The organism is Bacillus sp. es.034 (assembly GCF_002563655.1).
Lineage (GTDB): Bacteria > Bacillota > Bacilli > Bacillales > Bacillaceae_B > Rossellomorea.
Window position 1 is genome coordinate 939,402 of the sequence record NZ_PDIY01000001.1, and the last position, 20,376, is coordinate 959,777.

At 45.7% G+C, this 20,376-nt stretch carries 28 protein-coding genes; 12 read left to right on the forward strand and 16 right to left on the reverse strand.

Annotation, left to right across the window (positions count from 1 at the left end):
• The first annotated feature begins 71 nt into the window (after nt 1–71).
• Together ATG71_RS04910 and ATG71_RS04915 are read left to right on the forward strand one after the other, a co-directional pair.
• The gene (locus ATG71_RS04910) at nt 72–941 is read left to right on the forward strand and encodes a Cof-type HAD-IIB family hydrolase (protein ID WP_098438666.1); all 870 of its coding nucleotides are present in this window, start codon (nt 72–74) and stop codon (nt 939–941) included.
• 60 nt (nt 942–1,001) lie between these two features.
• Nucleotides 1,002–2,087 carry a PQQ-dependent sugar dehydrogenase gene (locus ATG71_RS04915; protein ID WP_098438667.1) on the forward strand — a complete coding sequence of 362 codons (1,086 nt, stop codon included), beginning with the start codon at nt 1,002–1,004 and terminating at the stop codon, nt 2,085–2,087.
• A gap of 67 nt (nt 2,088–2,154) precedes the next feature.
• Here ATG71_RS04915 and ATG71_RS23635 read toward each other — a convergent pair whose 3' ends face one another.
• The 3 genes from ATG71_RS23635 to ATG71_RS04925 all read right to left on the reverse strand — a co-directional run bounded on the left by ATG71_RS23635 (nt 2,155) and on the right by ATG71_RS04925 (nt 3,123).
• Nucleotides 2,155–2,247: a putative holin-like toxin gene (locus ATG71_RS23635; protein WP_219169586.1), complete on the reverse strand. Its 93-nt coding sequence runs from the start codon at nt 2,245–2,247 to the stop codon at nt 2,155–2,157.
• A gap of 75 nt (nt 2,248–2,322) precedes the next feature.
• Entirely contained in the window at nt 2,323–2,544 is a 222-nt protein-coding gene (locus ATG71_RS04920) for a hypothetical protein (protein ID WP_098438668.1), read from the reverse strand.
• Nucleotides 2,545–2,547: 3 nt separating this feature from the next.
• Nucleotides 2,548–3,123, reverse strand: coding sequence for a sigma-70 family RNA polymerase sigma factor (locus ATG71_RS04925; RefSeq protein ID WP_098438669.1), 576 nt, complete (start codon nt 3,121–3,123; stop codon nt 2,548–2,550).
• 298 nt (nt 3,124–3,421) lie between these two features.
• Here ATG71_RS04925 and ATG71_RS04930 point away from each other — a divergent pair, with 298 nt between their 5' ends.
• On the forward strand, nt 3,422–3,766 hold the full coding sequence (locus ATG71_RS04930) for a hypothetical protein (protein WP_098438670.1): 345 nt from the start codon (nt 3,422–3,424) through the stop codon (nt 3,764–3,766).
• 45 nt (nt 3,767–3,811) lie between these two features.
• On the opposite strand, the gene ATG71_RS04935 is transcribed toward ATG71_RS04930, so the two are convergent.
• The 8 genes from ATG71_RS04935 to ATG71_RS04970 form a co-directional block, all read right to left on the reverse strand.
• The gene (locus ATG71_RS04935; protein ID WP_098438671.1) at nt 3,812–4,606 is read right to left on the reverse strand and encodes an SDR family NAD(P)-dependent oxidoreductase; all 795 of its coding nucleotides are present in this window, start codon (nt 4,604–4,606) and stop codon (nt 3,812–3,814) included.
• Nucleotides 4,607–4,769: 163 nt separating this feature from the next.
• Nucleotides 4,770–5,417: a TetR/AcrR family transcriptional regulator gene (locus ATG71_RS04940; RefSeq protein WP_098438672.1), complete on the reverse strand. Its 648-nt coding sequence runs from the start codon at nt 5,415–5,417 to the stop codon at nt 4,770–4,772.
• A 33-nt stretch (nt 5,418–5,450) separates the two neighbouring features.
• The gene (locus ATG71_RS04945; RefSeq protein ID WP_098438673.1) at nt 5,451–6,467 is read right to left on the reverse strand and encodes an ABC transporter permease; all 1,017 of its coding nucleotides are present in this window, start codon (nt 6,465–6,467) and stop codon (nt 5,451–5,453) included.
• A complete protein-coding gene (locus ATG71_RS04950; protein WP_098438674.1) occupies nt 6,457–7,185 on the reverse strand; it encodes an ABC transporter ATP-binding protein in 729 nt (242 codons plus the stop codon). Before ATG71_RS04950 ends, ATG71_RS04945 begins: the two co-directional genes overlap by 11 nt.
• Before the next feature lie 168 nt (nt 7,186–7,353).
• Nucleotides 7,354–8,037: a bacillithiol biosynthesis deacetylase BshB2 gene (gene bshB2, locus ATG71_RS04955; RefSeq protein WP_098438675.1), complete on the reverse strand. Its 684-nt coding sequence runs from the start codon at nt 8,035–8,037 to the stop codon at nt 7,354–7,356.
• A gap of 34 nt (nt 8,038–8,071) precedes the next feature.
• Nucleotides 8,072–8,419 (reverse strand): YojF family protein, encoded by a 348-nt coding sequence (locus ATG71_RS04960; protein ID WP_034765008.1) that lies wholly within the window; start codon nt 8,417–8,419, stop codon nt 8,072–8,074.
• Between the two features lie 190 nt (nt 8,420–8,609).
• Nucleotides 8,610–9,413, reverse strand: a complete 804-nt coding sequence (pdxK, locus tag ATG71_RS04965) for a pyridoxine/pyridoxal/pyridoxamine kinase (protein ID WP_098438676.1) — start codon at nt 9,411–9,413, stop codon at nt 8,610–8,612.
• 157 nt (nt 9,414–9,570) lie between these two features.
• Nucleotides 9,571–9,921, reverse strand: coding sequence for a YflT domain-containing protein (locus ATG71_RS04970; RefSeq protein ID WP_098438677.1), 351 nt, complete (start codon nt 9,919–9,921; stop codon nt 9,571–9,573).
• 133 nt (nt 9,922–10,054) lie between these two features.
• On the opposite strand from ATG71_RS04970, the gene ATG71_RS04975 reads away from it, so the two are divergent.
• The 4 genes from ATG71_RS04975 to ATG71_RS04995 all read left to right on the forward strand — a co-directional run bounded on the left by ATG71_RS04975 (nt 10,055) and on the right by ATG71_RS04995 (nt 12,469).
• On the forward strand, nt 10,055–10,813 hold the full coding sequence (locus ATG71_RS04975) for a DUF4230 domain-containing protein (RefSeq protein ID WP_286162911.1): 759 nt from the start codon (nt 10,055–10,057) through the stop codon (nt 10,811–10,813).
• 15 nt (nt 10,814–10,828) lie between these two features.
• Nucleotides 10,829–11,500 (forward strand): uracil-DNA glycosylase, encoded by a 672-nt coding sequence (locus ATG71_RS04980; RefSeq protein ID WP_098438678.1) that lies wholly within the window; start codon nt 10,829–10,831, stop codon nt 11,498–11,500.
• A 288-nt stretch (nt 11,501–11,788) separates the two neighbouring features.
• Nucleotides 11,789–12,082, forward strand: coding sequence for a YwdI family protein (locus tag ATG71_RS04990; RefSeq protein WP_098438680.1), 294 nt, complete (start codon nt 11,789–11,791; stop codon nt 12,080–12,082).
• A gap of 15 nt (nt 12,083–12,097) precedes the next feature.
• A complete protein-coding gene (locus ATG71_RS04995; RefSeq protein ID WP_034765025.1) occupies nt 12,098–12,469 on the forward strand; it encodes a DUF423 domain-containing protein in 372 nt (123 codons plus the stop codon).
• A 49-nt stretch (nt 12,470–12,518) separates the two neighbouring features.
• Here ATG71_RS04995 and gerQ read toward each other — a convergent pair whose 3' ends face one another.
• From gerQ to hemQ, 3 genes are all read right to left on the reverse strand, one after another.
• Nucleotides 12,519–12,986 carry a spore coat protein GerQ gene (gerQ, locus tag ATG71_RS05000; protein ID WP_098438681.1) on the reverse strand — a complete coding sequence of 156 codons (468 nt, stop codon included), beginning with the start codon at nt 12,984–12,986 and terminating at the stop codon, nt 12,519–12,521.
• A gap of 24 nt (nt 12,987–13,010) precedes the next feature.
• Nucleotides 13,011–13,433, reverse strand: coding sequence for a cell wall hydrolase (locus tag ATG71_RS05005; RefSeq protein ID WP_098438682.1), 423 nt, complete (start codon nt 13,431–13,433; stop codon nt 13,011–13,013).
• A gap of 138 nt (nt 13,434–13,571) precedes the next feature.
• The gene (hemQ, locus tag ATG71_RS05010; RefSeq protein ID WP_034765034.1) at nt 13,572–14,318 is read right to left on the reverse strand and encodes a hydrogen peroxide-dependent heme synthase; all 747 of its coding nucleotides are present in this window, start codon (nt 14,316–14,318) and stop codon (nt 13,572–13,574) included.
• Nucleotides 14,319–14,616: 298 nt separating this feature from the next.
• Here hemQ and pta point away from each other — a divergent pair, with 298 nt between their 5' ends.
• Both pta and lipL read left to right on the forward strand, forming a co-directional pair.
• The gene (pta, locus tag ATG71_RS05015; RefSeq protein ID WP_098438683.1) at nt 14,617–15,588 is read left to right on the forward strand and encodes a phosphate acetyltransferase; all 972 of its coding nucleotides are present in this window, start codon (nt 14,617–14,619) and stop codon (nt 15,586–15,588) included.
• 139 nt (nt 15,589–15,727) lie between these two features.
• Entirely contained in the window at nt 15,728–16,570 is an 843-nt protein-coding gene (gene lipL / locus ATG71_RS05020) for an octanoyl-[GcvH]:protein N-octanoyltransferase (protein WP_098438684.1), read from the forward strand.
• A gap of 110 nt (nt 16,571–16,680) precedes the next feature.
• Here lipL and ATG71_RS05025 read toward each other — a convergent pair whose 3' ends face one another.
• Complete coding sequence (locus ATG71_RS05025; RefSeq protein WP_098441725.1) at nt 16,681–17,496, reverse strand: RsfA family transcriptional regulator; 816 nt, start codon at nt 17,494–17,496, stop codon at nt 16,681–16,683.
• A gap of 247 nt (nt 17,497–17,743) precedes the next feature.
• On the opposite strand from ATG71_RS05025, the gene ATG71_RS05030 reads away from it, so the two are divergent.
• From ATG71_RS05030 to ATG71_RS05040, 3 genes are all read left to right on the forward strand, one after another.
• Nucleotides 17,744–17,968 (forward strand): YuzB family protein, encoded by a 225-nt coding sequence (locus ATG71_RS05030; RefSeq protein WP_034765044.1) that lies wholly within the window; start codon nt 17,744–17,746, stop codon nt 17,966–17,968.
• Between the two features lie 271 nt (nt 17,969–18,239).
• A complete protein-coding gene (locus ATG71_RS05035; RefSeq protein WP_098438685.1) occupies nt 18,240–19,538 on the forward strand; it encodes an HD domain-containing protein in 1,299 nt (432 codons plus the stop codon).
• Between the two features lie 46 nt (nt 19,539–19,584).
• Nucleotides 19,585–20,094: a YwgA family protein gene (locus ATG71_RS05040; protein ID WP_098438686.1), complete on the forward strand. Its 510-nt coding sequence runs from the start codon at nt 19,585–19,587 to the stop codon at nt 20,092–20,094.
• Between the two features lie 67 nt (nt 20,095–20,161).
• Here ATG71_RS05040 and ATG71_RS05045 read toward each other — a convergent pair whose 3' ends face one another.
• A complete protein-coding gene (locus tag ATG71_RS05045; protein ID WP_098438687.1) occupies nt 20,162–20,350 on the reverse strand; it encodes a DUF4083 family protein in 189 nt (62 codons plus the stop codon).
• Nucleotides 20,351–20,376 lie beyond the last annotated feature (26 nt).

Sequence of the window (20,376 nt, forward strand, 5' to 3'; positions counted from 1 at the left end):
TATAAAACCATAAAAGATTCATGATACAATGACTAAATTAAGTATACTCAACAACAGGAAGGTGTTTACAAATGATTACATTCATTGCTACAGATATGGACGGAACGTTATTAAATGAAAATCAGGAAATCAGTGAAGCGAATAAGCAGGCTATCCTGGACGCACAGGAGCAGGGGATCGAAGTGGTGGTTGCCACAGGCAGATCATATGAGGAAGCCCGCTATGTCATACAGGAAGCAGGCATCTCGTGCGACATCGTCTGTGCCAATGGAGCAGAAGTACGGAATAAACAAGGTGACATCATCTATCAGGCGGGGATTGAATCAGCACGTGCAAGAGAGATTGCTGCTGTCTTAAATGAAACAGGGATTTATTTTGAAATCTACACAGACGCGGGTACGTATACGGAAAACTATGAAATGGGAGTCGAGTTGATCGTCAACATTTTCACAACGGCCAATCCCGGCGTGTCTGAAGAACAAGTGAGACAATCTGCCAGGGAACGATTTGAAAAAGGACATATCAAGCTGGTGGAAGATTACGGTGTCCTGTTCGAGGATGACAGCCAGCTAGTTTACAAATTCCTTGTTTTCTCCTTTGATGAGAAGCAGCTACAGGAAGCGAACGAGAAGTTAAATGAACTATCAGGCATCGCCATCAGTTCATCGGGTAAAGAAAATATTGAAGTGAACAGCCTTGAGGCACAAAAAGGCGTCGCTCTTGAGAAACTCCTGAAGGACAAAGGACTTTCACCTGAAAATGCCATGGCCATGGGGGATAATCTAAACGACCTGTCCATGATGAAAGTAGTCGGTAGACCTGTCGCCATGGGAAATGCTCTGGAGCAGATCAAGGACTTTTGTCCATTCATCACGGCAACGAATAAAGAAGATGGTGTGGCTAAAGCGATCCAGGAAGTGATCCAACAACCGGCAAAGTAATGAGAACTCCTTCTGTTGTCCATACTGGTTAAAAAAGAGTGAATAAGGGGAGCTGGTAGGATGAAAATCAAAATGGGTGTGCTGGTCATGAGTACAAGCTTACTACTCAATGCGTGCTCGTTCGGACAGCCAGATGTGCAACAGGAAGAGAGTGAATCCGTCACGAGGCCGAGTGTTGAGAGTAAGGTGGTGGCGCAGGATCTCTCCATTCCCTGGTCCATCCAGAAGATAGGGGATGTGTTCTACCTTACACAGCGAACAGGAGACATCGTTGAAATAAAGGATGGGAAAAAATCTGTGGTCAAGACCAGGCTTTCAAAGCCACTATCGGATCGACCTGAAGCGGGACTGTTAGGGTTTGTGCTTCATCCCGATTTCAAGACCAACCAACAGGCATTTGCCTATTATACGTACGATGATTCCGGGGACCATTACAACCGGGTCGTAGCCCTGAAGAGGACTGCAAACGAATGGACCGAGGAAAAAGTCCTGTTGGACCGGATTCCAAGCGGTCAATTTCATCAAGGTGGCAGGCTTGAAATCGGTCCTGATCGCAAGCTCTACATTACCACCGGGGATGCCACCATGCAGGATCATGCCCAGGATCTCTCTTTCCTTGGTGGGAAAATCCTTCGCATGGATTTGGATGGTGGGATCCCGTCCGATAATCCTTTTAAAGATTCACCTGTTTACAGCTACGGCCACCGGAATCCTCAAGGCCTTGCCTGGAATGGGGATGGCGAGCTTTATGAAACGGAACATGGCCCGAATGGCTATGATGAAATCAACTTGATCAAAGCCGGAAACAACTACGGCTGGCCAAAGATCACAGGAGATGAAAAGGAAGAGTCCCTGATTTCTCCTTTGGCAAACTCCGGAGAACCTTCATGGGCCCCTTCTGGAGCGGACTTCTGGAAAGAGGATCTTGTATTTGCTTCCCTCGCTGGTCAAAGCGTAAAGCGATTTGATACGGAAACGGGGGAAGTGACCGATCTTCTCACTGGATTCGGACGTGTCAGGGATGTGTTGGTGCAAGGGAACACCCTTTATTTTGTCTCCAACAACACGGATGGACGCGGAATCCCCCGTGAGAATGACGATAAGTTGTATGAAGTGGACCTGAAGTCAGTGATGAATGAAGAATAGAGTGGCGGAAAACTCCCTTGGTTTTGGGGAGGTTTTTTTGCAAAAAAAAACACGCTCTAAAGCGTGTTCATGAATGTTTATTTTCATCATTGGCTTTCAGAATCGCAATCACGAACATCCCAAAACTGAGCATCAGAGATAATACTTCGAATGTATTCATTGGATACATCGCCTCCTTATTCTAAGGCTTCCCGGATTCAAGATTGTCCTATACGCTTGAAATAAATGGAATATTTTACTGCTGCTTTCCGTCAAATAATCCCGGGACATTTTCCAATGAATAGTTCCTGACATACCGGATCAATTTGATTTTTAACTCCTGCTCGAGGTCGTCCCTGTTTTCGAGTCGGGTCAGGTACAGTGATTTCCTGATTTTCGGTTCGAACTTCCGGATGACATTCGTTTCATATTCCGTGTTCTCCTTCGCTTCTTTGACAAGATCGTATAAAATTCCCATAGTTTATGATTCTCCTTTTTCTAAAATGAATTTTAATTTGCGTAACGCTTTTCGATGGGTTTTCGAGATTGTCTGTTGGGATACGCCCTGCATCCTAGCAATCTCCGTATCAGATCGTTCCTGCACATAGGCTAAATCCAGGATATGCTTCTGTTTGTCGGTCAACGTTTTATAAGCCTGCAGGAGTTCCTCGTTCTCCAGGCATTCCATTAAAGTCGAATAATGGGTGAAAGGCGATATATCAGAGGCTGGATCCGGAACAAGGTCGACGTATGATCCGCCATCTTCACCCACCTGGTCATCCAGGGTAAGAGGATGCCGTTCGTTATATTTTCTTATATGTTTGTCAAAGTTCACACTGTGAAAATAAAGGGATGAACTGACGTAAGAGGTAAATCGGATATCAAAATAATAGGCTTTAAACGCTTCGTTTAAATGATCTTCCTTACTTGTGCTGGGGTGACGTAAAAAATCTTCGACTAACTTTCGGTTCTCCGTTTGACTGATAAAGGATTCAACGGCTTTATTGTATTTGAGATGAGGATAATGACGATAAAATTCACTTACTAATGGATCCATTTTTTTCACCACCAATAGAACGTATGTTCGATTTTGAAGTAAAAAAAAGAGGAGATAACATCTCTCTGCTTTTACTCTATAAAGAAGCGGAAGGGACCCATTTCCACAACCTTCTACACTTTAATCGATCCATAGTACTATCTATTAAACCATACATTACAGAATCAAGTAAGTGATGAATGCACTAATTTTCCCTTATTATCCACTTATTAGAGGGGGGGATTTTATAAAGGGGAATGAGGGTAGTTTATGTAATATAGTATACAAGGTTCATTCTCTATGAAAGGGAAGTGATGGGATGAGTGGTAAATGGATGTTCGCCTTTCTTTTGGTAGGTTTGTTGTTGGGTGGATGTGCTGCAGACGATGGGAAGAAGGATCAGGATTCTACTGAAGTCAATTCTGATGTCCCCGCTGCCGAAACGGACCAGCCTGCGAACAAGATGGATGTTCTGGCCAACGATGAGAAGATCATAGAGATGTTAAAGAAGACCGGGGTCATAGCGGAAGACGCTACACATGAAGAGATTGAAAAGGCTCTTCAGAAATACCTCCAGGATAAAAACAGTGACCAGCTGAAGAATGAGAAAGAAAAGAAAAAATATATTGATGAGATTAAAAAGAAAATCCAGGAGGGCAGCTAGAAGCCGGGGCAAGGGTGAATAACCCTTGCCCGTTTCTTCATGAGATCAGCGCATGACGCTGCCCCCTGAAATTTTGACTGATTCCCCGACAATGTTTTCCGCAGCATCACTTAAAAGATAGACGATAGTATTCGCGACTTCAACAGGGGAGGTTAACCTTCCTGAAGGAATGCTGCCCTTCGCAATCTCCAGTTGTTCCTCATAGCTTCTGCCTTCCCGTTCCCCTTTAGATTTTATGGCGTTTCGACCCATCTCTGTATCGACATATCCGGGGCAAATGGCGTTCACTCTGACATGGTGCTCAATCGCTTCATGAGCAAAGGCCTGTGTGAACCCGGTCACGGCAAACTTGGACGCACTGTACGCACTGTTTCCGTGGGTGCCTCTCAGTCCGGAAAGGGAAGAGATATTGACGATCGCTCCCCCTTTCAATCCCTTCATTTGGTTATACACGTCTTGCGAGAGCTGAACCAGTGAGAAGTAGTTCAGTTCCATGATTTTTCTCAGATCGTCTTCAGTCAGTTTCTCCACCAGATCACCCCCGCCAATCCCGGCCGAATTCACAAGGCCTGTGATGGGACCGTGCTGCTCCCTTGCCGCCGATAGAAGCTTTTCTCGGTCTTCAGGACTCGTCAGGTCCGCTTTATAGAGAAAGACACTGTCTGGATCCTTACAGTCTGCCTTCAGCTCATTCAGCTTTTCTTCATTCCTGCCTGTAATCGTCACCCTGGCACCCGCTTGAACGGCCACTTTTGCCGTTTCATATCCGATACCGCCAGTGGCACCGGTAATGAGGATATGCTGATCTTTCAACGTGCTTTCATGGAAAAGGAAACTCATTTTTTTACCTCCTTATGATGTATAGTAGGTTTTACCCGATGGGGGGTGGTGGGAAACGGAAGGCAGCATTTTTGATAATAAAATCACGTATTTGGAAATAATAGCTCCGGGACTCCACCTGTAAATGAAAAAGGACCCCGATTTGGAGTCCTTTCTTCACGTTTTATCTCTTCCCAATCCCGTTTACAATCATCTGCACGGTCATTTCGATCTCCTTTTCATCATTCCAATCGGCTTCAGGAAGGAAAAGGTACCGAACGATGAGCAAACCGAAGATGCTTGTAGCTGAAAATCGCACGACAGCGTGTGATGGCAGGTCGATAATCTGTCCCTTCTCTTTATAATGATCAACGAGGCGGACGAATTTCTCGAATACCTTTTCAGCGATATGCTCCCTGAACTGTTCTTTCAGCTCAGGGTGAAAAGGGATTTCCTGTATCAATATTTTAAAAGCAGTCATATTCTCTTTCAGGAACTCCTGGCGATTCAAAATCATCGCTTTCAGGAAATCTTCGTACCGGTCATACTTGGCATCAAGTACTTTATTGAGATCCCGGATTACAAAGGGAGCGATCAGCTTGGCCATCGTAGGGGATACAATCGAAAGAAGCAGGTCCTTCTTTGTTTTGTAATGCCGGAAGATGGTTCCTTCTGCGACGCCTGCCTTTTTGGCGATTTGACTGGTGGAAGTGGAGGCGTAGCCTTTTTCGGCGAACATTTCGATGGCGGCCTCCACGATTTTCTGTTGTTTTTCTGTCAGTGATTCTTCTTCATCGAACAGCTGTTTAAATATATTTTTTTCTTCAGACATGATTAAACCCCTAACTTGTCGTTCATTCCTACCCTATATTTTACGGTATTTTCGGAGGGCTGCAACATTAAGGACGATAAAGAGTAGAGAAAAACCGATCAGCACGGATAGATTAAAGAGCAGATCTCCGAATGCATAGCCGCGTATCATGACGTCCCTTAAGGCGTCCGCTGCATAGTAAAGCGGGGTGATGGGCCCGATCCAGCTCAGCCACTCGGAAATGGTATCCAAATTAAATAATCCCGAGAAGAAGATCTGAGGAACCACAACGATCGGAATGAACTGCATCATCTGTAATTCATTTTTAGCAAAAGCAGACAGCAATATTCCGAGAGTAAGAGCAGTGAACGATAAGGAAACGATGATGATCAATACGTTGAAAAAGCTGCCTTTCATCATCATATCCAGAACGTAGATCGAGTACCATGAAATCAAGGAAGCCTGAAGGAGCGTCACGATTCCGAATCCGATGACGTAACTGATGACCATTTCCCAGATTTTAATCGGGGAAGCAAGCAACCGCTCAAGAGTCCCTGTTGTTCTCTCTCTTAAAAAAGACACGCCACTGATTAAAAAGACGAAGAAGAATACAAAGAATCCAAGGAGGACCGGTCCAAAGGAGTCAAACATCTCCATGTCCTTACTTCCGTGCACATACTTCACTTCATCGGTCATGTTTTGTGAAGGGGATGGGAACAAGGTCTGGATCTTTTTCATGACGGCCCCATTGACAGTGGGATCACTGCCTTCGATCACAATGGATGGTGAAGTGGGGTCTTCGAATGAAATATAGCCATCCAATTTTCCGCTTTTAATGTCCTGCAATGCTTCATCGGGATTCGGATAGACTTGAAAATCCTCTTTATCAACCTTCGCTTCCAGCTGTTGCGGCAGATCCACAATGGCGACCTTTGCATCATAATCCTCAGAGTTGAAAACAAGGGAGAGCATGCTGAGGATCAGGAGCGGTGCCAGGAACATCAGGGCCAATGTGCGTTTATCCCGGAGGAGCTGCTGAAGGATACGGATGACAAACCCTCTAATTCTCAACGGAAACACCTCCATTTTTCAAAAAGACCTCTTCAATTGAAGTGACCCCGTACGTTTCTTTAATCCCCGCAGGCGTGTCGCTTGAAATGATTTCTCCGTGCTGCAGGAGACCGAGTACATCACATCTTTCTGCTTCATCCATGACGTGCGTCGTAATGATCAGCGTCCTGCCCTCTTCTTTCAGCCGGTGAAAGCTATCCCAGATTTCTTTTCGCAGGACGGGATCGATCCCGACGGTCGGTTCATCAAGAAAAAGGACTTCAGGGTCATGAAGGAGGGCGATGGCAAGGGAAAGTCTTCGTTTCATCCCGCCTGAATACTGATGAACCGGTTTGTTCAGGTGTTCCAGAAGATCAACGGTGTTCATCACTTTTTCGATTTGCGCTTTTCGTTCGTTTTTCTTTAATCCATACAGGGATGCCATGAAGGATAGGTTTTCTTTAGCCGTCAGTTCATCGTACAGGGCATCGGATTGAGCCATATATCCGATGGTCGGGTACAGGTCGCCTGCCTTCAGCTTGTTCCCTTTGAAGGTCACCGTTCCGGATGAGGGCGTTTCAAGTCCGATCATGAGCTTGATGATCGTTGTTTTCCCTGAACCTGACGGGCCCAATAATCCATAGATTTGGCCCTTGGGAATGTTGAGATTGATGGTTTGTAATACGTTCTGTGAGCCGAATGATTTTGACAAGTCACGTAATTGGATAATGGGATCCATGTGAATCACACCTTTCAAAAAAAGTAGTGAGTGATTACTCACTTATAATATAAAGTATGAGTGTTATTTTGTAAAGTGAGTAATCACTCATTATTATATTCTTCCCATTTATATGTAGAAGAGCCACTATAAAAAAAGAGCCTGAGCAACAGCCCGGGCTCTACCTCATTATTTTACGTTGTCATTTTCCCATTGATAGCTCCAGAATCGTTCAACGGTGACCCACTTCAGTGATTCAGGGTCATTCTGCTGAATCCCTTTTTCAAGATCCTTCAGCATCCAGGCCGTTTGGGAGATGTGGGCCTTCATGGCACCTATTTTTTGATCTTTGACCGGTGTAATATCAACAAAGATATCGGGTTTGCCTAATTCTTCTTCACAATTCTTAGAGAACGCCAGGCAGTGAAGCTTCGGCCTTGACGCTTTCGGAAGGCGTCTGACGGCACGGACCACGGCTCTTGCAGTTGCTTCATGATCCGGGTGGACGGAGTAGTCCGGGTAGAACGTGATGATGAGGGACGGGTTTAATTCTTCGATCAGCTCCGTCACCATGTTTGAAAGCTTTTCATCATTTTCAAATTCAAGGGTCTTATCCCGGTAGCCCATCATGCGAAGATCCTGTATCCCCATCACATCGGCGGCTTTTTGCAGCTCTTTTTTCCTGATTAAAGGAAGGGATTCCCGGGTCGCAAATGGCGGGTTCCCTAAGTTCCTTCCCATTTCCCCTAATGTGAGGCATGCATAGGTGACGGGTGTTCCATTGTTCACGTGGGTGGAAATGGTCCCTGATACACCAAATGCTTCATCATCCGGATGAGGGAAGATGACCAGTACCTGTCTTTCTTTTTCCATTGTGACCTCTCCTTTATTTATAGGTTCCTGTAGTTTAATTGAAAGGGGTTGGACTGATTTCAAGGGCAACGGCGAGTTTCCCGTCCCCGCCATGTCCTGCAAGCAGCAGGCGGCCCTGTTCATCGAATTCATAATGAGTCAGGCCCTCGGCATAGATCCAGCCGAGTTCGATTTTTAGGCCGACACGGTAAGGTCCGTCCCCGATGATTTTTCCGTGCTCATAGTTCACTTTTGCGTTGCGTATATAGGCTCCCGCAGAGAAAAAGCCTTCATTGAAGTGCGAAGCGTAGGCTCCATTGGTGGTTTCTAAATGTATATAAACGTCCTGACGGGCAAGCTGGGTGATGATTCCCTGCACATCGGCAATCTTGATTGGTTCCATTCTTTTTCCTCCTTAAATACAGAAAAGACTCTTAACCATTATGTACTATCTTACTAAAATTCATGAATGAATGCGAAAAGTATGATTGAGGAGGAAGGGGGGGATTTGCGACAGTGGAGGTCCGTCCCTCTAAAAAAAGGTGCCAGGCACGAATGGGTAGATTCGTGCCTGGCATCTGGCCGGAAGGGAATTATTTATTGAAACGGTTGTAGGCTCCGTGCATGACGGGTCCCACGTATTCGTTCAGTTTGAAGCCGTGTTTGATGGCTGCAGTGACGAAGGATTTGGCATTTTGGACCGCTTCTTTCACGTCTTGACCATTGGCAAGGTTTGCCGTGATGGCTGCTGCGAACGTGCATCCAGCTCCGTGGTTATACGTCGTTTCCACTTTCTCTTCTTCAAAGATGGTAAATTCATTTCCGTCATAGAATAGATCCAGTGCTTTATCGTGTTTTAATTGCTTTCCGCCTTTGATGACAACGTTTTTCGCGCCAAGATCGTGAATCTTCCTGGCTGCTTCCTTCATTTCATCGATGGTTTTAATCGGACCTGTCCCTGCAAGCTGACCCGCTTCGAACAGGTTCGGGGTCACGACAGTCGCGCGCTGCAATAGATGTTCTCTCATAGCGTCGGTTGTTTCAGGGTGAAGGACTTCATCTTCCCCTTTACATACCATGACTGGATCGATGACGACTTTATTTAAACCGAATGCATCGATTTTTTTCGCTGCAAGCTCGATGATCTCGACTGTGCCGAGCATTCCTGTTTTCATGGCATCGATTCCGACAGACATCACCGTTTCCAATTGTGCCTCCAGAGTATCGATGGACAGTGGGTGAACGTTATGGTGCCAATGGTTGTCAGGATCCATGGTCACGACAGTCGTGAGGGCCGTCATGCCATATACACCGTGCTCCTGGAATGTTTTTAGGTCGGCTTGGATCCCGGCGCCTCCGCTTGTGTCGGATCCGGCGATCGTGAGTGTTTTTTTCATGGCTGCATTCCTCCTGTGATTTCGTTTCATTGTAAAAGTCTGACTAAAGAATATAATATCGGACGGTTAAATACAAATTCTTTTAACTATAGATGACGACAAAAAAGACGCCGGATGAAAATCCAATCGACGTCTTTACGGTAGCGGTTAGAGCAACTTAGAAAGGTTTCGCATTATTATCCGTTGCTTCCTTGGAAGCCACGATGACAAGCTTGCCTTTATCAAGTTCTTCCTCATAGGCATCGGCTTCTGCCTGATTCATCCCTACGGACTTCATTTTCGAACGCAGTTCATCTCCGCGGCTGTTGAACATATTCCCCATGGATTCAAGGATTCCCTGCTCTTTTATCCCCGTTGATTCCGTATTTGTTGCCTCGGTGATGTGTTTAGAGCGATGCTTATCATGGGCGAATACGTAAATGTCATCTTTCGTATACCCTTCACTTGTGAACATGTCAATTTCCTTTTTAGCTTCTACTGCATTTTCAACTGTTTGAACCTTGTACATGATCATTACCTCCGTGTTTTTATGTCTTGTCCCTTCTTTTCCCGGTAGTAGTAAATTCAAACTTACCAAAATATAGAAATAGAATAATTGTTTCCAAGATTCTACATTATTTCCTATAATAGAAGAGAGGAAGGTGAAGGATTTGACAAGTCAATACAAGAAAATACAAGAAATGGAAGCGATTCTGGCAGATTTGAAGACGACTGAAAGACAAACAGGTGCCTCTTTGGCCATTGAAAATAGAAGCAGCAGGCGTCGGGGGTTGACCAGCACACTCATGACATTTTGGAAAAGGAGAGTCGTACTCTTTCTGGTGTTGTTCCTGCTAGTGGTGGGAGCAGCAGCGATAGGGGTCAACTCCTGGTTATCGGGCTCTACATTTACAGAAGAAAAGGGTTCATTTGTGGAACGGATTCAAGAGATGAGTTCACTGGCTACGGCTCAAGGGTTTGTGAAAGCCGTGATCGAGCAGGAGGATAATCAATTATTCGGGAAAGAAATCAATGCGGACCTCCCCGGTACGAAACGGAAGCTTCTGATGGTCGTGCCCGGGACTGTTCTAGCAGGGGTCGATTTACAAGGAATTGATGAGAAGGATATAGTAGTGGATGAAGAGAAGAAAGAAATTCAATTAACACTGCCCCGTGCTGAAATCCTTCAGGAACCTTCGATCGATACGGACAATATCAAAACATTCTCCGTAGAAGGGATCTTCCGGAATGATGTGGATTGGAATGAAGGGTTTGCCCTTGCGGAAGTGGCGAAGGATCAAATCAGTCAGGAAGCGATCGAACAGGGGATCCTTCAAGCTGCTGAAAAAAATGCTAAAAAGTCATTGAAGGGTTTCTTTGAGCAATTAGGGTACGATGTGACGATTGAATTTCAAAACTAGAAAGGGTGTCTGCTGGTGTCGGCAATTTTTCAAAATGATTGGGCACACGTTCTGGAAGATGAACTTCAGAAGGAGTACTACCGGGATTTACGGGAATGGCTGAAAGGGGAGTATCAAACGACCCTCACTCATCCACCGATGCACGATATTTTCAACGCTTTTCACTATACAGCATATGAAGACGTAAAGGTTGTCTTGCTGGGGCAGGATCCGTATCATGGAGCAAATCAGGCAGAGGGGTTGAGCTTTTCTGTAAAAAAAGGGGTGAAAATCCCTCCCTCCCTGCGAAATATGTACAAAGAGCTTCAGGATGACCTTGGATGTCCGATTCCTGCACATGGCTCACTGGTAAAATGGGCCGAACAGGGCGTCCTCTTATTAAATACAGTTCTGACCGTCGGGGACGGCAAGGCTCACTCCCATAGAGGGAAGGGGTGGGAACGGTTCACTGATCGAGTCATTTCCTTATTGAGTGAGAGGGAGAAGCCGGTGGTGTTTTTGCTATGGGGGAAGCCAGCGCAAGCGAAGCAGGGGTTGATTGATTCATCCAGGCACTACATTGTCACGGCTCCACATCCAAGCCCATTATCGGCCCACCGCGGCTTCTTTGGAAGCAGACCGTATTCAAAAACGAACGGGTTTCTTCGTGAACAGGATATGGAAGAGATCGACTGGTGTATCGAGTAGAGATGTTTCACGTGAAACACTGAGGGAGGAAGCTTTGTGAAAAAGGAAGAAAGGATCAACTGTTTTCAATGTCAGTATTTTTATACAACGTGGGAGCAGACTCACCCGCGGGGGTGTAAGGGCTACGGGTTTAAAACAAAGGCGATGCCTTCCCTTGTGGTTTTTCAATCCTCCGGGAGTCCATGCATGAAATTCAAGGCAAAACAAAAATGATATTTGCGAAATCCTTCAATAAGAATTAGGATAAAGACGTACATACTGTAGACCTTGTGGAAGGAGTCAATCATTGTGAATATCCCACATCAATCATTAATCAAGAAAATCGAACATGAACTCGGTAAAGCGAAGGCTGCTGAAAAGTCTCAGCAGATCCGTGAGCATGTTTATTCAATAAAAGCACTATGTGAAGTTTTGCTGGAGGAGAACAACGGGACATCCGCTCAAAGCACGTTTTCCCAACCTCAGCAGACCATGCCGTATTTCCAGGAATCACAGCCGGTTCAGAAGCCCGTTTCCATTCAGAAGGAAGAGCCTCTCGAAACGGATGACGGAGCCAATGGCAATTCTTTATTTGACTTTTAACCTAGGAGGTTCATCATGAAAACATTTATCATTATCGGTGCCATCAACGCCTTTTTATCCGTGGCATTGGGAGCTTTCGGTGCCCACGCATTGGAAGGGAAGATTTCACAGAAGTACATCGATACGTGGAATACAGGGGTCCTTTATCAAATGTTCCATGCGATCGGAATCATCATCGTCGGGGTGCTGATGGGAAATGTCACGCCAACATCCCTGCTATCCTGGTCAGGCTGGCTGATGCTGATCGGAACGATTCTTTTCTCTGGAAGCCTTTATGTTCTGAGCATATCAGGAGTGAAGATCTTAGGGGCGATCACACCCCTTGGAGGCGTCAGTTTCCTCGTCGCCTGGGTACTCTTGATCGTATTCGCAGCGAAAACATTATAAACAAAAAAGATACCCTGTCAGGAAGCGGATTTCCTGACAGGGTATTTTTTTAGCGTTGGGAATAGCTTTGCATGGAGCCTCCCGCACCGTATGGATATTCATACTCGATTTCTTCATCAAACGTAATGTAATCCAGATAAATCATCGGGATGAGGTACCGTGTGCCGGTTTGCGGGTCGCTCAGGATAAGGTGATCCCGGCCGGCGGCTTCAATGATCCCCTTGAACACCTTCGCGTTCCATTCTTTATTATTTTCAAACGTCGTATAAACCGTCGCGACCTTTCCTTTATTCAACCTGAGAATATTCTCGATATACGACTCTTCAATCGGAAGCATTCCCGGAACATTTTGAGAAGGTGCCGGAGCATTCGTAGGGGAAGGGATCTGATACCCTCCACCACCTTGCTGCTGGGGATAATATTGTCCCTGACCTTGCCCACCACCGTAATACTGACCATAGGGATTATAAGCAGATTGATTATACCCTTGATACGGGTTTGATTGTTGGTTCGCCAAACCGAATACCTCCTTTAAGTAAGATTAATATACTTTCGGACAATCACCTTGAGTGGGTTGAAAGAAACAGTGGGACTTGAACCGCCCGGCGTTTGACTGGTTATACCATTGATCCGGACAGCTGCCGGCCGGCTTGAAGAACCAAAGGGAGTAAGACGCAGGGTGATACCTGCCACCTTTAATGGTCTTCCGCGCCAAATCAATATCCTTCTGCCGGGCCCGCTGATAGAAGTAGCTTTTCTGGGTGGCCTCGAATCCACCTGGACTCTGAAACACCATATCTTGAAGATTAGCTAATTTCTTAAAGTCAAGGCAATCGGACCGTACCCGGTTCACCCCGACGTTCCCCACCATCAGCATTCCCTGCTGTCCTTCACCCTCGGCCTCAGCCCTCATCAATCGAGCCAGGAGCTTCACTTCCTTCTCGTTATAAGGAATTACACCCATCTTCCCACCTCACTTTAGAAGATGCTATGTCTCACTATTTCATGTCTATGTGGGGGGAGAAATATTTATTCATTTGTTTTATTGACTGAACCCATAAAAAAACGACAAGCCACAAGACTTGTCGTTTGTCAGTAGTATTTAGTTGACGTGAAGGAATTTTGAGATAGCTTCTTCTTTTAATAGGTTTCCTACGTAGAAGGCACCGAATTCACCGAAACGGGCGCTTACTTCGTCAAAGCGCATTTCGTATACAAGCTTTTTGAACTGAAGCACATCATCGGCGAACAGAGTGACACCCCATTCGTAATCATCGAAACCAACAGAACCCGTAATGATCTGTTTCACTTTGCCTGCGTATTGGCGGCCGATCATACCATGACTTCTCATCATGTCACGACGCTCTTCCATCGGCAGCATGTACCAGTTATCATTCCCCTGGCGACGCTTGTCCATCGGGTAGAAGCAGACATGCTTCGCTTTTGGAAGGATTGGGTAAATACGTTCCTGAACATATGGATTCTCGTACGGATCGCCCTCTGAAGGCATGTAGTTACCAAGTTCCACTACAGAAACATATGAGAATGTCGGGATGGTGAACTCAGCGATTTTCAGCTTGTTGAATTCATTTTCCAGCTCATTTAATTCTTCCATTGTCGGACGAAGGATCATCAGCATGAAGTCCGCTTTCTGCCCAACGATCGTGTAAAGGGCGTGACTTCCTTCTTTTGCATCCTGAGTGCTGTTCAATCGATCTAAGAAACGGTGGAATTCTGAAATCGCCGAGGCTCTCTCTTCACTCGGAAGCATCTTCCATGAAGTCCAGTCCATTGCGCGAAAATCATGCAGGGAATACCAACCATCTAATGTTTGTGCCGGTTCTGCCAATGTAATCACTCCTTAAAGTACTTTTTCCAACTTTACTATATCATAGTTTCACCCCAGAGTAAGAATACAAAACCCAATGTCGCTAAAATGGCACAAATGGTGGATAGCAGGGAGATTTATGGAACACACTATCCTAGTAGATTGTCATTTAGGCTTAGGATATTCCTCAATCGGGTAAAAATTATTAGAAAACAAAGACTTTTGAGTTGAAACCGGTATCATTACTCCTTTTCCTTGAATTCTTCATTGAGAAGAGTATTCTAAGATTGGATATGTATAAATCAAGGAGGTTCCTCTATTGAGCAACTTATTTACAACATTAACGGGTAAAGTAAAAGGTAAAGAGTTAAAGATCGTTTTCCCTGAGGGGACGGACGAACGCATTCTGACAGCAGCATCCCGTTTGTCTGCTGACGGTATCCTGACACCGATCGTAGTCGGTAACGTGGATGAAGTGAACGCCAAAGCGGATCAGCTGGGTGTGAAGCTTGACGGCTGTGACGTCGTCGATCCGGCAGGATTTGCTGGAATGGACGAGCTTGTGAAAGCATTCGTGGAACGTCGTAAAGGAAAAGCGACTGAAGAAGATGCGAAGAAGATCCTCTTGGACGGTAACTACTTCGGTACGATGCTCGTTTACACCGGCCAGGCTCACGGGCTTGTAAGTGGCGCAGCCCACTCAACGGCTGACACGGTTCGCCCGGCTCTGCAGATCATCAAAACAAAAGAAGGCGTCCGTAAGACATCGGGTGTCTTCATCATGGTACGTGAAGACGAGAAGTATGTATTTGCTGACTGTGCGATCAATATCACACCTGACAGCCAGGATCTTGCTGAAATCGCCATCGAAAGTGCGAAGACAGCCGACATGTTCGACATCGATCCACGCGTTGCGATGCTGAGCTTCTCGACAAAAGGATCGGCTAAATCACCTGAAACGGAAAAAGTGGTAGAAGCCGTATCACTTGCGAAAGAAAAAGCACCTGAACTGACTGTCGACGGTGAATTCCAATTCGACGCTGCCTTCGTTCCATCCGTAGCCGAGAAAAAAGCACCTGGTGCCGACATCCAAGGGGATGCCAACGTTTTCGTATTCCCTAGTCTTGAAGCAGGAAACATCGGATACAAAATCGCACAACGTTTAGGAAACTTCGAAGCAGTAGGCCCGATCCTTCAAGGACTGAACGCCCCTGTGAACGATCTTTCCCGCGGTTGTAACGAGGAAGATGTGTATAAGCTTGCATTGATTACAGCAGCTCAGGCGCTGTAAGGAGATAGATGTAATGGGAAACCGGATCCTTTAGGGGGTTCGGTTTTTTTGCGCCAGAAGATTGTCCAACCCCGTTTTCAGAAACCCCACCATTATGTGATATAATGAGCTCGCATGTTGTAAGTGAAGGAGAAGCGTAATGGATAAGGAAAAAGCATATGCACTGCTTCGTCAAGATCGATGGAGAGTGATTGATCAATCAAGTTTGGGACCGATGTTCGGGGCCCTGCAGTCGTTTGCCATGGACGATACATTGTGCACGGTGATCGGAGCAGGTCAGTCTGATCCGACAGCACGCTCATGGGTCCATCATCAAACGGTTGTATTAGGTATTCAAGATACAAAGCTGCCGTTTCTTTCGGATGCCTTGGAGGTACTGGAAGAAGAAGGATATCGATATATTGTACGAAACTCCGGGGGCCTTGCCGTCGTATTGGATGAGGGGGTACTGAATCTCTCATTGGTATTCCCTGATTCTGAAAAAGGCATCGACATTAACCGTGGCTACGACGCTATGTGGCTGCTGGTCAAGGATATGTTCAAGGAATTTGACGTGGAAATCGAAGCGAAGGAGATTACACAGTCCTACTGTCCCGGCAGTTACGATCTCAGCATCAATGATCAGAAGTTCGCAGGGATCTCCCAGCGGAGGATCCGCAACGGGGTAGCCGTTCAGGTGTATCTTTGCGTCAGTGGAAGCGGTTCTGAGCGGGCGGGACTGATTCAGCGTTTTTATGAGACCGGACTGAAGGATGGAACGTCGAAGTTTACGTTTCCGGAGATTGACCCTGAGGTGATGGCTTCTTTATCGGAGCTCCTGGGAGTCGAATTATCGATTCAGGATGTGATGCTCCGCTTCCTGCAGTCGTTGAAAGGATTCAGCGTCGAATTTTACAGCAGTGCCCTCCAGGGAGAAGAGTATGGGATGTACGAGATGTATTATCAGCGGGTCGTCGATCGGAATGAAAAGGTGTTGGGATAATGGGGAGAGCTGGACTTCGGTTTATATCGGGGTCCGGCTTTTTTTATCCCGACATCCCTTCTCCACGCAAAAAACCAGCACGCCCACAGGCGCACTGGTTGGGAATATCATTATTCAGCTACTTTTTCGAGATTTCCGTTTCGATCCATCTTGAATCGCGGTGCCTTTGACTCGTCTTCATCGAATACGACGAGCTTTCTGGCCCGGTTCATGATTTGCATGAGTGTTTCGTAGTCTTCCTGCATCGTGACGGAGTTGTTCTCTAGGGCTTTGACTTTCTTTTCGAGCTCGGCATTTTCTTTTCGGAGATCGGAAATCTCCTGCTTCAATCTTTGATTCTCAATTTTTACGTAGTCGGAATTCAAGTTGGTTTGCGCCAGGTTCTGAAGGTACGCGATCACCTTTTCAAGGGTGACTTCCCCTTTTAATCCCGATGGCTTTACAACATGGTTGGCAGCAGGTGCCTGTTTCGCCACGTAAGTTTGTTCTTCACTTGCTTCCACTGTAAAGTCCTGCGCTTTTTCTTCGGTTTCTTTCCCCAGTTGCTCCGTTTCCGGTACGTAGTTCTCGTACTCGGCAAATTCCATTTCTTCTTCCGCTTCAGACATTGATAGAGACATAGCGTCTAAATCGTCGAAGGAAGGTGTCGGTGGCTGGTATAATAGCTTCTTCTTGCCGCCCTGGTCTTTCCCGAGGATACGGTGGCGCTGTTTGCGTTGTTTTTTTGCTAGTGAAAGAGCTTTCTCGTACTGATGGCGCACGACGGCGTTCCAGCGGAATCCACATGCGGCGGATGTACGGTTCAGTTTGTCCCCGACTTCCTCGAAGGCATTCAGCTGCGTGCTGCCTTCACGCACATGTCGCAAGACCGTTTCGGCCAATAATAGATCATTTTCTTCCGTCCAGGCATCCTGTCTTGTTTTCATCATCATTTCATCTCAACTCCCAAAGTTTTCTTAAAGTATTCGTTGATTAAAGGATGGACCATTTAGAAGGTTTTTATACGAATATGTTAAAATTATTTTCTGTCTGCTAGTTTCGTTGTATCAGTGATGAACGCATGCGGGATGGAAACGATGTTCACTTGCAAAACATGACTGAAAACTGTATTCTATAAATCGATGTTTACGACGTATAAAATCCATTTCAATAGATAGAAAGGGTTGTTGACAGATGGCAAACGAATTCCGTGTTTGCGATGATTGTCAGGCCGTTAACCTAAAGACCTTGATTCCGAAATTAAAGGAGATTGATCCGGACGCACCAATCGACATTGCGTGCCAATCCTATTGTGGTCCAGGACGCAAAAAGACATTTGCTTTTGTGAATAATCGTCCTGTAGCGGCGTTGACTGAAGAAGAACTGATGGAAAAAGTGATCAAGAAGATAAAGAAGTAAAGGGAAACTTCCACCTGAGGGAGTTTTTTCTTTTTTACTGATAAAAATAAATAAAGGTTTGCACCTCTTTGGAAAAGGAAACTACATAAGGGGTAGAGAAATAATAGGAGAGAACTTTTTGTCAAGCGTCCAAATTTTTTTGAAGGATTTGGAACGCTTGCGATTGAACAATCAAAGGACAAATACCTATTTTTTTCGACAAAATTCGAGATGAATGCGATGGCTCAAGTCGCTATAATAGAAATATGATAGTTTAGGAAGAGGGTAGAAGATGGAGTATGCCAAGCAGAAATTACATGAAGAAAAAGTATTTAAAGACCCTGTTCATCGCTATGTTCATGTAAAGGATCGCGTGATTTGGGATTTGATCGGGACAAAAGAGTTCCAGCGCCTCCGCAGAATCAGACAGCTCGGAACCACCTACTTGACCTTTCACGGAGCGGAACACAGCCGGTTCAATCATTCTCTTGGTGTGTATGAGATCATCCGCCGCATCGTCGATGATGTCTTCGTCGGAAGACCGGAGTGGAACCAGGATGAGCGATTACTGTCATTGTGCGCTGCGTTACTGCATGATCTGGGGCACGGACCGTTTTCCCATTCCTTTGAAAAGGTGTTTCACCTCGATCATGAGCATTTTACCCAAGCCATCATCTTAGGGGATACCGAGGTGAACGAGGTTCTCGGTAAAGTGGCACCGGAATTTCCAAAGCATGTAGCAGAAGTGATCGCGAAGACGTACAGTAACAAGCTGGTCGTCAGCCTCATTTCAAGCCAGATCGATGCCGATCGTATGGATTATCTGCAGCGTGACGCCTATTTTACAGGGGTGAGCTACGGACATTTCGACATGGAGAGGATCCTCCGTGTGATGAGACCCCGTGAAGACCAGGTCGTGATCAAACAGAGCGGTATGCATGCCGTCGAAGACTACATCATGAGCCGCTATCAGATGTACTGGCAGGTGTATTTCCATCCGGTGACGAGAAGTGCAGAAGTGATCCTGACGAAGATTTTACATAGGGCGAAGGAACTTCATGAAGAGTCCTATTCCTTTAAGCAAAACCCGATCCATTTTTATTCCCTGTTTGAGGGGGAAGTGGCCCTTGAGGATTATTTAAAGCTGGATGAAGCGGTCATCATGTATTATTTTCAGATTTGGCAGGAAGAAGAGGATCCGATTTTACGGGACTTATGCGAGCGGTTCATGAACCGGAATCTCTTCAAGTACGTAGAGTTCGATCCGGCGAAGGAATACAAGAAGCACAGTGAATTGGAAGCCCTTTTTAAAAAGGCGGGAATCGATCCCGATTATTATCTGGTGGTGGACTCATCTTCAGATCTTCCATACGATTTCTACAGGCCGGGCGAGGAAGAGGAGCGGCTTCCGATCCATCTGTTGATGAAAAATGAAGAACTTCGTGAACTTTCCAGACAGTCGGATATCGTGGATTCCATCTCCGGAAAGCGCCGGACCGATCATAAATTATACTATCCAGTGGATTTACTATATGACGAATCAACAAAGAAGAACATTAAGCGCCAGATCCGAACGATTCTGGAGCTGTAGATGAGGACCTGACTTATGCAATACTAGGAGTAGGAGATGACGTACATTGTTAAAAGAGCATGCAAAATTGATGAGTGCCTTCTTAGCCTCGGGTGAAGTGGTGGGAAGAAAGAAGCTTCAGAAAATGATCTATATAGCGAAGAAGCTTGAATTCCCGTTTCAGGAAAAATTTCAATTTCATTTTTATGGTCCGTACTCGGAAGAACTGACGCTTCGGGTGGAGGAGCTATGCAATATGGGGTTCATCTCCGAGGTGAAGGAAAAAAAGGGCGGCTACTATCAATACCGCTATACGGTCACGAAAGAAGGGGAGGACTTCCTGGAGATCTATGAAAAGGAAATGCCCTGCCTGAAGGATTGCTTAACCGATATGAACGTTCAATCAGCACGTTTTTTGGAACTGGTTTCGACCGTCTTATATTTTGATAACCTTTCAAAAGAAGAAGTCGTGGAAAAAGTGTTCACACTCAAGAGCAAGCAGAAATATACAGAAGAAGAAATCGACGAAGCCTTCGCTTACATTGATGGACTAAAATCGAAAAAAATCGTTCAGTAGAGAACGTTCTTATATGATTGGAAGGGGGGATCACTCGACAGGAGTGATCCCCCTTTATATACTCTTGCTATTTGGATGATTGATCCATTTTCTCGATGATTTGATCAAGCTTTTCTTCCACCTGTTTGTCTTGCTCCCGCTGCTGGATCCTTCTGTTCCTAAGCCCTTTCGCCACCATAAAAGCGCCAACGACAATGGCTAGTAGTAAAGCCATCATGAACAATTGTAAGAACACATCGCCAATCGTCATGTCCATTCATATCATCCTTTCCGTCGAGTGTA

What these genes read in the sequence shown, in the direction of transcription:
- ATG71_RS04910 (WP_098438666.1), top strand. Translation starts at nt 72, where the DNA reads ATGATTACATTCATTGCTACAGATATGGACGGAACGTTATTAAATGAA.
- ATG71_RS04915 (WP_098438667.1), top strand. Translation starts at nt 1,002, where the DNA reads ATGAAAATCAAAATGGGTGTGCTGGTCATGAGTACAAGCTTACTACTC.
- ATG71_RS23635 (WP_219169586.1), bottom strand. Translation starts at nt 2,247, where the DNA reads ATGAATACATTCGAAGTATTATCTCTGATGCTCAGTTTTGGGATGTTC.
- ATG71_RS04920 (WP_098438668.1), bottom strand. Translation starts at nt 2,544, where the DNA reads ATGGGAATTTTATACGATCTTGTCAAAGAAGCGAAGGAGAACACGGAA.
- ATG71_RS04925 (WP_098438669.1), bottom strand. Translation starts at nt 3,123, where the DNA reads ATGGATCCATTAGTAAGTGAATTTTATCGTCATTATCCTCATCTCAAA.
- ATG71_RS04930 (WP_098438670.1), top strand. Translation starts at nt 3,422, where the DNA reads ATGAGTGGTAAATGGATGTTCGCCTTTCTTTTGGTAGGTTTGTTGTTG.
- ATG71_RS04935 (WP_098438671.1), bottom strand. Translation starts at nt 4,606, where the DNA reads ATGAGTTTCCTTTTCCATGAAAGCACGTTGAAAGATCAGCATATCCTC.
- ATG71_RS04940 (WP_098438672.1), bottom strand. Translation starts at nt 5,417, where the DNA reads ATGTCTGAAGAAAAAAATATATTTAAACAGCTGTTCGATGAAGAAGAA.
- ATG71_RS04950 (WP_098438674.1), bottom strand. Translation starts at nt 7,185, where the DNA reads ATGGATCCCATTATCCAATTACGTGACTTGTCAAAATCATTCGGCTCA.
- bshB2 (WP_098438675.1), bottom strand. Translation starts at nt 8,037, where the DNA reads ATGGAAAAAGAAAGACAGGTACTGGTCATCTTCCCTCATCCGGATGAT.
- ATG71_RS04960 (WP_034765008.1), bottom strand. Translation starts at nt 8,419, where the DNA reads ATGGAACCAATCAAGATTGCCGATGTGCAGGGAATCATCACCCAGCTT.
- pdxK (WP_098438676.1), bottom strand. Translation starts at nt 9,413, where the DNA reads ATGAAAAAAACACTCACGATCGCCGGATCCGACACAAGCGGAGGCGCC.
- ATG71_RS04970 (WP_098438677.1), bottom strand. Translation starts at nt 9,921, where the DNA reads ATGTACAAGGTTCAAACAGTTGAAAATGCAGTAGAAGCTAAAAAGGAA.
- ATG71_RS04995 (WP_034765025.1), top strand. Translation starts at nt 12,098, where the DNA reads ATGAAAACATTTATCATTATCGGTGCCATCAACGCCTTTTTATCCGTG.
- ATG71_RS05005 (WP_098438682.1), bottom strand. Translation starts at nt 13,433, where the DNA reads ATGGGTGTAATTCCTTATAACGAGAAGGAAGTGAAGCTCCTGGCTCGA.
- lipL (WP_098438684.1), top strand. Translation starts at nt 15,728, where the DNA reads ATGGATAAGGAAAAAGCATATGCACTGCTTCGTCAAGATCGATGGAGA.
- ATG71_RS05025 (WP_098441725.1), bottom strand. Translation starts at nt 17,496, where the DNA reads ATGAAAACAAGACAGGATGCCTGGACGGAAGAAAATGATCTATTATTG.
- ATG71_RS05030 (WP_034765044.1), top strand. Translation starts at nt 17,744, where the DNA reads ATGGCAAACGAATTCCGTGTTTGCGATGATTGTCAGGCCGTTAACCTA.
- ATG71_RS05035 (WP_098438685.1), top strand. Translation starts at nt 18,240, where the DNA reads ATGGAGTATGCCAAGCAGAAATTACATGAAGAAAAAGTATTTAAAGAC.
- ATG71_RS05045 (WP_098438687.1), bottom strand. Translation starts at nt 20,350, where the DNA reads ATGGACATGACGATTGGCGATGTGTTCTTACAATTGTTCATGATGGCT.